7 protein-coding genes and 1 pseudogene are annotated in these 9,348 nt (G+C 71.6%); 5 read left to right on the top strand and 3 right to left on the bottom strand.

The features are described 5' to 3' along the window. Positions 1 to 273, bottom strand: a pseudogene (locus tag R6V09_RS37420) (diaminopimelate decarboxylase); the annotation flags it as partial. Between the two features lie 184 nt (positions 274 to 457). On the opposite strand from R6V09_RS37420, the gene hutU reads away from it, so the two are divergent. The 4 genes from hutU to hutI all read left to right on the top strand — a co-directional run bounded on the left by hutU (position 458) and on the right by hutI (position 6,283). Next, a complete protein-coding gene (gene hutU / locus R6V09_RS37415) occupies positions 458 to 2,122 on the top strand; it encodes a urocanate hydratase (protein ID WP_317885928.1) in 1,665 nt (554 codons plus the stop codon). A gap of 404 nt (positions 2,123 to 2,526) precedes the next feature. Next, on the top strand, positions 2,527 to 3,729 hold the full coding sequence (locus tag R6V09_RS37410) for an allantoate amidohydrolase (protein WP_317885929.1): 1,203 nt from the start codon (positions 2,527 to 2,529) through the stop codon (positions 3,727 to 3,729). Continuing rightward, positions 3,726 to 5,072 (top strand): formimidoylglutamate deiminase, encoded by a 1,347-nt coding sequence (locus tag R6V09_RS37405; RefSeq protein WP_317885927.1) that lies wholly within the window; start codon positions 3,726 to 3,728, stop codon positions 5,070 to 5,072. Before R6V09_RS37410 ends, R6V09_RS37405 begins: the two co-directional genes overlap by 4 nt. Before the next feature lie 35 nt (positions 5,073 to 5,107). After that, a complete protein-coding gene (hutI, locus tag R6V09_RS37400) occupies positions 5,108 to 6,283 on the top strand; it encodes an imidazolonepropionase (RefSeq protein WP_317885926.1) in 1,176 nt (391 codons plus the stop codon). A 24-nt stretch (positions 6,284 to 6,307) separates the two neighbouring features. On the opposite strand, the gene R6V09_RS37395 is transcribed toward hutI, so the two are convergent. Then, a complete protein-coding gene (locus R6V09_RS37395; protein ID WP_317885925.1) occupies positions 6,308 to 7,333 on the bottom strand; it encodes an alpha/beta hydrolase in 1,026 nt (341 codons plus the stop codon). 106 nt (positions 7,334 to 7,439) lie between these two features. Beyond that, positions 7,440 to 8,555: a hypothetical protein gene (locus R6V09_RS37390; protein ID WP_317885924.1), complete on the bottom strand. Its 1,116-nt coding sequence runs from the start codon at positions 8,553 to 8,555 to the stop codon at positions 7,440 to 7,442. 209 nt (positions 8,556 to 8,764) lie between these two features. On the opposite strand from R6V09_RS37390, the gene R6V09_RS37385 reads away from it, so the two are divergent. Next, entirely contained in the window at positions 8,765 to 9,136 is a 372-nt protein-coding gene (locus tag R6V09_RS37385) for a holo-ACP synthase (RefSeq protein ID WP_317885923.1), read from the top strand. Positions 9,137 to 9,348: the final 212 nt, after the last annotated feature.

Raw genomic sequence — 9,348 nt, 5'->3', positions numbered from 1 at the left:
GCCGATGCCCTCCTCGCGCAGCAGCCGCACCACCGCCACCAGCGGGCTCGCCTTCACCGCGAACGCGTGCAGCACCGGTGTCCCCGGCGCGGTCACTGCGTCGAACGCCGCCCGCAGCGCCGCCGCCGACTCCCGGATACCGGTGACGTCCAGCAGCGCGACGATGGGGGAGTCCGGCCCCAGCAGCCCCTGCTCCACGGCGGCCCGCACCGCCTGGTCCCGGCGCGCGGTCCGCTCGGCGCCGTCCGTGTGACCCTGGTGTACGTCGTTCACTGCGTCCCCCGTCGTGTCGTTGCCCGCGGTCGTTACATCCAGCCAAACATCCAGAGCCTGCCCACATCGGCGCCGCCATGTATTGACTAGTTCTATTCAGAACGCCAGGATGTGAATAACCGCAGTAAAGATGCGTAGTACAGAAGTGCAGATCCGCTGAGAGCAGTCCGCTAGGAGGCAGACCATGTCAGGACCCCGCCCCGTACGAGCACCGCGCGGTACGGAACTGAGCGCCCTGGGATGGCAGCAGGAAGCCGCCCTGCGGATGCTGCAGAACAACCTGGACCCCGAGGTCGCCGAACACCCCGACAAGCTCGTCGTCTACGGCGGCACCGGCAAGGCCGCCCGTGACTGGCGCTCCTTCGACGCCATGGTCCGCACCCTGCGCACCCTCAAGCAGGACGAGACGATGCTCGTCCAGTCCGGCCGCCCGGTCGGCGTCATGCAGACCCACGAGTGGGCGCCGCGCGTCCTCATCGCCAACTCCAACCTGGTCGGCGACTGGGCCAACTGGGAGGAGTTCCGGCGGCTCGAAGCCCTCGGCCTCACCATGTACGGCCAGATGACCGCCGGTTCCTGGATCTACATCGGCACCCAGGGCATCCTCCAGGGCACCTACGAGACCTTCGCCGCCGTCGCTGCGAAGAAGTTCAACGGCACCCTCGCCGGGACCATCACCCTCACCGCAGGACTCGGCGGCATGGGCGGCGCCCAGCCCCTCGCCGTGACCATGAACGACGGCGTCGCGATCTGTATCGATGTCGACCCGCGCGCCATCGAGCGCCGCATCGAGCACCGCTACCTCGACGTCCGCGCCGACTCCCTCGCGCACGCCCTCCAACTCGCCGTCGAGGCCCGCGACGCCCGCCGCCCGCTCTCCATCGGCCTCCTCGGCAACGCGGCCGAATTGCTCCCGCAGATGCTCGCCGAGGGCGCCCCCATCGACATCGTGACCGACCAGACCTCGGCCCACGACCCCCTCGCCTACCTGCCGATCGGCATCGACTTCGACGACATGGCCGACGCCGCGACCAAGGACCCGGCGGGCTTCACCGTCCGCGCCCGCGAGTCCATGGCGAAGCACGTCGAGGCGATGGTCGGCTTCATGGACGCCGGCGCCGAGGTCTTCGACTACGGCAACTCGATCCGCGGCGAGGCCCAACTCGCCGGATACGAGCGGGCGTTCGCCTTCCCCGGCTTCGTCCCCGCCTACATCCGCCCCCTCTTCTCCGAGGGCAAGGGCCCCTTCCGCTGGGCCGCCCTCTCCGGCGAGGCCTCCGACATCCACAAGACGGACAAGGCGATCCTCGACCTCTTCCCCGAGAACGAGTCCCTCCACCGCTGGATCAAGCTGGCGGGGGAGAGGGTCCACTTCCAGGGCCTCCCGGCCCGCATCTGCTGGCTCGGCTACGGCGAGCGCGACAAGGCCGGCGAGCGCTTCAACGACATGGTGGCTTCCGGCGAGTTGGCGGCCCCGCTGGCCATCGGCCGCGACCACCTCGACTGCGGCTCCGTCGCCTCCCCGTACCGCGAGACCGAGGCCATGCTCGACGGCTCCGACGCGATCGCCGACTGGCCCCTGCTGAACGCGATGGTCAACGTCGCCTCCGGCGCCTCCTGGGTCTCCATCCACCACGGCGGCGGCGTCGGCATGGGCCGCTCCATCCACGCGGGCCAGGTGACGGTGGCCGACGGCACGGCTCTCGCCGGCGAGAAGATCCGCCGGGTACTGACCAACGACCCCGGCATGGGCGTCATCCGGCACGTCGACGCCGGCTACGACATCGCGGAGCGGGTCGCCGACGAGCGGGGTGTGCGGGTGCCGATGCGCGAGGGTGACGACGCGTGACCCTTCCGGGAGACGAGCGGGGCGGCAACTCCTCGGTGGAGGCGGGCGATTCGTCGCCGACCACGGGTCCGGCCGTGCCCACCGGTTCCGCCCTGCGGAACGACCGCCCACGGCCTGTGGCGGGTGACGGTGGCCCACGGTCCGTGGCGGGTGACGGTGGCCTGCGGTCTGTCGCGGGTGACGGTGGTCCGGAGTCCGCATCGAGTGACGGCAGCCTGCGGCCTGTCGCGAGCGACGGCATCACGCCGCCCGTGTTCGGCGGCGCTCAGCCGCAGCCTGCGGCGGGTGCCGGGCCGCCGCGCCCGGCGGTGGGTGATGGCCGGGCTCAGCCTGTGGCGGGCTCTGGCCGCTCCCAGCCCGCGCGGTCCGCGACCTCGGCCCACACCCCGACCTCCTTCCACGAGATGTGGCGCGAACTGCGTCCCATCGGGCGGCACGCCGACTCCGGCGGCTATCGCCGGTTCGCCTGGACGGCCGCCGACACCGAATGCCGGGCCTGGTTCGAGGAGCAGGCGACGTCGCGCGGCCTGGCCTACGAACTCGACCGCAACGGCAACCAGTGGGCCTGGCTCGGTGACCCCACCGCCGGAGACGCCGTGGTCACCGGGTCGCACCTCGACTCGGTACCCGACGGCGGAGCCTTCGACGGGCCCCTCGGAGTCGTGTCGTCCTTCGCCGCACTCGATGAACTGCGCGGCAGGGGCGTGCAGTTCAGCAAGCCGCTCGCCCTCGTCAACTTCGGGGACGAGGAGGGCGCCCGCTTCGGGCTCGCCTGTGTCGGGTCGCGGCTGGCCGCCGGGCAGCTCACCGTCGAACAGGCGCACCGGCTGACCGACGGCGACGGGGTCACGCTGCCGCAGGCCATGGCGGCGGCGGGCTACGACGCCGACGCCATCGGCCCCGACCCCGAACGGCTCGCCCGCATCGGCGCGTTCGTCGAACTCCACGTCGAACAGGGCCGCGCGCTGGACCTGTCCGGCGACCGGGTCGGCATCGCCAGCGCCATCTGGCCGCACGGGCGGTGGCGGTTCGACTTCCGGGGCGAGGCCAATCACGCCGGTACGACGAGGCTCGTGGACCGGCGAGACCCCATGCTGTCGTACGCCGAGACCGTGCTCGCCGCCCGTCGCGAGGCCCAACTCGCCGGTGCCGTCGCCACGTTCGGGAAGATCGCCGTCGAACCGAACGGCGTCAACGCCATCCCCTCCCTGGTGCGCGGCTGGCTCGACTCCCGCGCCGCCGACCAGGACACCCTGGACACGGTGGTCACCGGCGTCGAGAAGGCGGCCCGGGAGTACGCGGAGGCGCACGGCGTCGACCTCGACGTCGTCCGGGAGTCCTTCACCCCCGTCGTCGAGTTCGACCACGCCCTGCGCGACGAACTCGCCCGCCTCCTGGGGAAGGAGACGGAGCTGACCGTCCCCGTCCTGGGCACCGGCGCCGGACACGACGCCGGAATCCTCTCCGGGAGCATCCCGACCGCCATGCTGTTCGTGCGCAACCCCACGGGCGTCTCGCACTCCCCGGCCGAGTTCGCGGCCGAGGACGACTGCGTGGCCGGGGTGACCGCACTCGCCGACGTACTGGAAGGGCTGGCCTGCAGGTGACGCACCCCACCACGCGGACGTACTGGCTGGAACACGCCTGGCTCGACACCAACGTCGAGCCGGGCGTCGCCCTGGAGGTGAGCGACGGACGGATCACCGCCGTCCGCACCGAGGTCGACACCCCGCCTCCCGGCGCCGAGATCCTGCGCGGACTCACCCTCCCCGGGCTCGCCAACGCCCACAGCCACGCCTTCCACCGCGCCCTGCGCGGCACCGTCCAGGTCGGCTCCGGCACCTTCTGGACCTGGCGGGAGGTCATGTACTCCTTCGCCGACCAGCTGACCCCGGACACCTACCACGCACTGGCCCGCGCGGTGTACGCCGAGATGGCGCTGGCCGGGATCACGGCGGTCGGCGAGTTCCACTACGTGCACCACGCCCACGGCGGCACCCCGTACACCGACCCCAACGCCATGGGCGAGGCCCTCATCGCCGCCGCCTCCGAAGCCGGTGTCCGCATCACCCTCCTCGACACCGCCTACCTCTCCTCCGGCTTCGGACAGCCCCCCAACCACCACCAGCTCCGCTTCTCCGACGGCAGCGCGGACGCCTGGGCGGAACGCTGTTCACTTCTCAAGGAACGGGATCACGCAAGGATCGGTGCCGCCATCCACTCCGTACGGGCCGTGCCCGCACGGGAGTTGGCGACGGTTGCCCGCTGGGCCGAGGAGCGGCGGGCCCCGCTCCATGTGCACCTGTCCGAGCAGACCGCCGAGAACGACGCCTGCCGCACCGCCCACGACTGCACGCCGACCCGACTCCTCGCCGATCACGGGGTGTTGGGCCCGCGCACCACGGGCGTGCACAACACGCACCTCACGGACGAGGACATCGCGCTGCTGGGCTCGACCGGGACGGGCACCTGCATGTGCCCGACGACCGAACGCGACCTCGCCGACGGCATCGGCCCCGCCGTGGCCCTCCAGCGAGCCGGCTCACCGCTCTCCCTCGGCTCCGACAGCCACGCCGTCATCGACCTGCTCGAAGAGGCCCGCGCGATGGAGCTGAACGAGCGCCTGCGCACCCGCACCCGGGGTCACTGGACGGCGGCGGCCCTGCTCCGGGCGGCCTCCGCCGACGGCCACGCGGCCCTCGGCTGGGACGAAGCGGGCAGCATCACGGCAGGCGCCCTCGCCGACTTCACGACGATCGCGCTCGACTCGGTCAGGACAGCGGGGCCGGTGCCCAGGCTCGGCGCCGAGACGGCCGTATTCGCGGCGACGGCAGCGGACGTACGGCACACCGTCGTGGGCGGGCGGCACGTCGTACGCGACGGAGTGCACGCGCTCGTACCGGATGTGCCGCAGGCCCTCGCGCAGGCCGTCGAAGCCCTGCGCGCGTAGAGACGACCGCCGACCCCCGCACCCACGAGGACACGATGAGCAGCAGCACCGTCATCACCAACATCACTACGCTGGTCACCAACGACCCCTCCCTCGGTGACGGTTCGGCTCTCGGACTGATCCAGGACGCGGCCGTCGTCATCGACGGCGACCGCATCGCGTGGACCGGTGAATCAAGCAAAGCACCCGCCACTGACAATCGGGTCGACGCCGGTGGGAGGGCGGTCCTGCCGGGCTTCGTGGACTCCCACTCGCACCTCGTCTTCGCCGGCGACCGCACACAGGAGTTCAACGCCCGGATGTCCGGGCGGGCGTACAGCGCGGGCGGCATCCGTACGACGGTCGCGGCGACGCGCGCGGCGAGCGACGCGGAACTGGAGGCGAACCTCACCCGTTACCTGGACGAGGCCCTCCGCCAGGGCACCACCACCTTCGAGACGAAGTCCGGCTACGGCCTGACGGTCGCCGACGAGTCCCGCGCCCTGCGGATCGCCGCCGCGCACACCGACGAGGTGACGTATCTCGGCGCGCACATCGTCTCGCCCGACCACGCCGACGACCCCGCCGCCTACGTCGCGCTGGTGACCGGCGAGATGCTCAACGCCTGTGCCCCGCACGCCCGTTGGATCGACGTCTTCTGCGAGAAGGGCGCGTTCGACGGTGACCAGGCCCGCGCGATCCTGACGGCCGGCAAGGCGAAGGGCCTGCACCCGCGCATCCACGCCAACCAGCTCTCGTACGGCCCCGGCGTCCAGCTCGCCGTAGAACTCGACGCGGCGAGCGCGGACCACTGCACGCATCTCACGGACGCGGACGTGGACGCGCTGGCGAGCGGCAGTACCGTCGCGACCCTGCTGCCCGGTGCCGAGTTCTCGACGCGGGCCCAGTGGCCGGACGCGCGCCGACTCCTGGACGCCGGTGTCACCGTCGCGTTGTCCACCGACTGCAACCCCGGCTCGTCCTTCACGTCCTCCGTGCCCTTCTGCATCGCGCTGGCGGTGCGGGACATGGGGATGACTCCGGACGAGGCGGTGTGGTCGGCCACGGCGGGCGGAGCGGCGGCGTTGCGACGGGACGACGTGGGGCGGATCGCGCCGGGCGCCCGCGCCGACCTGATCCTGCTGGACGCGCCCAGCCATGTGCATCTGGCCTACCGGCCGGGCGTGCCGCTGGTCAGCGGGGTGTGGCGGCGGGGAACGCGGCTCCCGTAGCGGTCGGTCCGACGACAGCGGGACTCACCGGTCCGTCGCGCCGGCCCGGTCGAGACGGCGGTGGAGGAACCCGGTGATGATGCCCATCGTGGTGGCGGAGGTCCAGGGCAGCCCGGTGTTCGCGCGTCCGAGGAACGCGACGTCTCCGTGGTTGGCGCCGTTCAGGACGTAGCGGGTGCTGTCGGCTCCGGCGGCGCGCAGCGCCTGGTGCACATGCTGCGTCTGGGAGGAGGAGACGAGCATGTCCTCGCTGCCGTGCAGGAACAGGAACGGCGGTGCCGAAGCGGTCGCGTAGCCCGCCGGGTCCGCGGCACGTACTTCGTCGAGGATTTCCGGGAACGGTGAGCCCGGCCTGCCGAGGTACGCCGAGAAGTGCGTGGCCTCCTGCCGGTAGTGGAGCCGGGCCGCCTCGTCGAAGTCGTCGGCGATGGCGGAGAGTTCGGAGCTGCCGTAGGCGTCGATCACGGCCTGCACCTGTCCCGGCGGGGCCGGGTCCGAGGCGGCGGAGAACTCGGGCAGACCGTCCGTGACGCCCGTCAGCGCCGCCAAGTGACCGCCGGCCGACTCGCCCCACAAGGCGACCGCACCGGGGTCGATGCCGAAGTCGTCGGCGTACGACCGCAGATACGCGAGGGCGGCGCGGACATCGCGGACGGAGTCGTGGAAGGTGGCGCCGTCGGCGGTGACGCGGTATTCGACACTGGCGACGACGAAACCGGACTCGGCGACATGTCTGCGCGCTTCGAACGCCATGGCCTTGTTGCAGCGGAGGAACGCACCACCGGGAAGGTGGACGACCAGCGGAAGCCGGTCGTCGGTGGCCGGCCGCAGGATGTCGAGCTTCAGCTCGCGCCGCGCACCGCCGGGCAGTTCGACGGTCGCATAGGTGACGTCGTGACGGCTGTCCACCTCGACGGCGCCGAGGGACATCTGCGCGTCCGGGTCGACGTCCAGCAGTGTGCTGTCGGCGAGATCGGGCGGCGCGATGGCGGTGGCGACGGGGACGGGCAGGACAAAGGCAGCGGGCATGATGTTCTCTCCGATCGTCATGGAACGTGCGGTGAGAGAAAAGTTCCAGGCCACGCCGACAAGCGCCCGACACCCCCGACGGACATCCGACACCCCTGACATCGCGGCCCGAATGCCCGGACAGGTCCTAGTCGCTGTTGTCGATGCTCCAGGCCCGGAACGCGCCCTTGGTGATGCGCCCGAGGAGGGTGTTGAAGTCGGCCTTGACGGCTTCCGGGGTCTTCTCCGGCGGGAACAGGGGCTTGATGGGCTGCCGTTCCTGCGACAGGCCGTCGGCGAGGCGGGCCTTGTAGGCGTTGTACACGGCCGCGATGTCCTGGCGGATCGCCGGGCCCTCGCCGTTGCCGAGGACCGGCATTCCGCGCATGCGGTTGTCGTTCGTCGCGGCGATCGACGCCACGTCCATGAGGAAGCAGTCGATGAGGTCGGTGACGTCCTTTTCCCGGGCGCCTTCCTCGTGGTTGCTCGCGTCCCGCAGCAGCAGGTCCGCCATCTGCAGGGTGACGTCGCGGTAGATGGTGTACCGCGGGCTTCCCGGGATGACGCCTAGCACGTGGTCGGCCTGCTTGGCGGTGTCGGTGTTCATCGACGCGAATCCGTCGGGATGGGGCTTGTCCTCCAGCCCCGGCACCGGGAAGGGCACGCCCCGGAAGGCCTCTTCCTCATCGCGCATGTTGGGCGCGGCGGCGGCCATCGGGTGGATGCCGAACTCGTGGCAGAGCATGCCCACGATGTAGCCGATGTCGTAGTTCTCCAGGTAGTAGGCGGCCATCGTGACGAAGACGCCGTCGGTCCCCTTGTCGACCACGTCCGCCGGGGTCTGGGTCGTCCGCTTCTCCAGCGTGATCCGGCAGGTCCGGCCGTTGAGGAAGGACCTGATCGCCGTGTTGGCGGACAGGAGTTCCAGCACCCGGGTGGCCTTGTCCTGCGATTCCGGGAACTTGAGGGACACGTTGGTGAACGCGATGTTCCCGCTCGACAGCTTGCTGCGCTGGACCACCGGCGCCCGTTGCACGGCCGGTGCGGGGCCGGCCGCCTGACCGGCCGAGGAGTGACCCTCCTCGCCGAGCATCCGAACGACGTTCGCGTTGCCCGCCCTCGACTGCAGCGAGAGCAACTCGTGCGAGGGCTGGGCGGTCGAGGGCTGGGCGGCCGGGGACCTGGCGGTGTCGGCTGCGGGGCCGCTCAGCGGGGCACGCCGGGCTACGGCGTCCCGCGCGCGGGCTTCGTCTCGGGCGTGCACGTCCTCACCTCTGGCCTGGAGATCGCGGTCTACGTCGTCTGCACCTGCACCGCGATCTCCGTTGTCTACACGCCGACCGGACGCTCCCGCGAGGTACTCGGGGGCAACGAATCCGCGCCGGAAAACCGTTCCACCTGCCCACAGGGGCAGGACCGGTGCCGACGGGCGGCGACCGCGGCCGGGGCGGACGCGGCCGTAGGGTGCTCGGCATGAGCATCATCGGGGTTGGTATCGACGTGGCCGAGATCGACCGGTTCGCGGCGTCGCTGGCGCGTACGCCCGGGATGGCCCGACGCCTTTTCCTGGACAGCGAGTTGCTGCTGCCGAGCGGGGAGCGCCGGGGGCCCGCCTCCCTCGCCGCCCGCTTCGCCGCGAAGGAGGCCCTGGCGAAGGCGCTGGGCGCGCCGGCCGGGCTGCTCTGGACGGACGCCGAGGTCTACGTGGAGGACAGCGGGCGGCCCCGGCTGCGGGTGACGGGCACGGTCGCGGCGCGGGCGGCCGAGCTGGGCGTGCGCTCGTGGCACGTGTCGTTGAGCCATGACGCGGGGGTGGCTTCGGCGGTGGTGATCGCGGAGGCGTGACGGGGGCGGAGAACGGGGAGCCCTGCCCGCCCGGGTGCGATCCGTACGCCTTCCGGGGCAGACTCGACCGCATGCGTACTGCGTACAGCGTGGAGACGGTAAGAGCGGCCGAACGGCGGCTGATGGCACGGCTTCCCGAAGGCGCGCTCATGCAGCGCGCCGCTGCCGGACTGGCCGTCGCCTGCGCCCAGTTGACGGGCCGAGATCGGAAG

The sequence above is a fragment of the Streptomyces sp. W16 genome (assembly GCF_033194735.1).
In the GTDB taxonomy this organism is placed as follows: domain Bacteria; phylum Actinomycetota; class Actinomycetes; order Streptomycetales; family Streptomycetaceae; genus Streptomyces.
The sequence above is the reverse complement of the archived record's forward strand: the minus strand, read 5'-3'. Positions and strand labels throughout refer to the sequence as shown.

Coding starts and splice junctions, on each gene's coding strand:
- hutU (WP_317885928.1), top strand. CDS start 458: ATGTCAGGACCCCGCCCCGTACGAGCACCGCGCGGTACGGAACTGAGC.
- R6V09_RS37410 (WP_317885929.1), top strand. CDS start 2,527: ATGTGGCGCGAACTGCGTCCCATCGGGCGGCACGCCGACTCCGGCGGC.
- hutI (WP_317885926.1), top strand. CDS start 5,108: ATGAGCAGCAGCACCGTCATCACCAACATCACTACGCTGGTCACCAAC.
- R6V09_RS37395 (WP_317885925.1), bottom strand. CDS start 7,333: ATGACGATCGGAGAGAACATCATGCCCGCTGCCTTTGTCCTGCCCGTC.
- R6V09_RS37385 (WP_317885923.1), top strand. CDS start 8,765: ATGAGCATCATCGGGGTTGGTATCGACGTGGCCGAGATCGACCGGTTC.